The sequence below is a fragment of the Vibrio sp. 2CM40D genome, assembly GCF_023161825.1.
Classification (GTDB): Bacteria; Pseudomonadota; Gammaproteobacteria; order Enterobacterales; family Vibrionaceae; genus Vibrio; species Vibrio alginolyticus.
Map to the genome: position 1 here is coordinate 1 of NZ_JALNTL010000032.1, position 919 is coordinate 919.

1 protein-coding gene is annotated in these 919 nt (G+C 37.8%); it reads left to right on the top strand.

Features of this window, described 5'->3' with window-relative positions:
• Window positions 1–109 precede the first annotated feature (109 nt).
• Window positions 110–835 carry a hypothetical protein gene (locus MTF70_RS24260; RefSeq protein WP_025769000.1) on the top strand — a complete coding sequence of 242 codons (726 nt, stop codon included), beginning with the start codon at window positions 110–112 and terminating at the stop codon, window positions 833–835.
• Window positions 836–919 lie beyond the last annotated feature (84 nt).

Sequence of the window (919 nt, forward strand, 5' to 3'; positions counted from 1 at the left end):
CTATGCGTTGAATTTAGTGATTAAGATGGTTTGCGGCGGCTTTTGTATTGCGTTGCTCACCCCTTAGCAGGGCGTTAGTTTTATCCGTCAGTTTATCGTAGGAAAAATAGTGGTTATACAAGAACAAGCGTTAAGCAAATTAGCGAATGCCATGAGGATTTATGGCGAAGCACATATGAATTTCAATCGTTTAAAGTTGGTTGATGCCGAAGAGGCTATTGATAACTTAGATAGGGCTATGGAAGCAAAGCTTGAAGCTTTCCATAGCTTGTATGATGTAACAAAGGATCTTTTTGATTACTTTGACCATGCAGATACAGCAGTTCTGATTTTATTGAGAAATGCGGTTCATCACCGTAACCATTTGTTATTTAAAACTTGGAATCAAGAAATGGGCTTAAATGATGGGCACAAGAAGTATCTAGGTGGAGAGTTTTTGCTCGCAAGCCACGACATATTGACTAGTGGTCATAAAATGAAGCACTTATATAAGCTAGAGGACTTCTACCTCCGAGTTGATGCTTCATTAGGCTCACCATTTCTTGAAGATCGTATGAGTGATAAAAATCGCCAGAAATTGTTAAACCAGCTTGAAAATGATCTGAGCTTTGGCGAACTTAAAAAGTATGCCCAAGGTGAAAGATATCCGCTAAAGCAGGTTTATGTAAATATAATCCCAATTTATATATCAGCAGCTGTTAAAGTCTTTAAAGCTCTCAATGATCAAGGTGTAAAGTTTGTCGGCTTTGATGCAAACGCATACAAAGAAGCATTCACAAATGAATTAGCTGTAGATTTAGGGACATTTGAGTATTCAACAATACGGATCTTGTAAAATAAAACTAACAAACTGTTCAAGAGGGATTCGCAACGCGTGGCATTTTTACTATGCGTTGGTTTAAGTGATTAAGGTGGTATG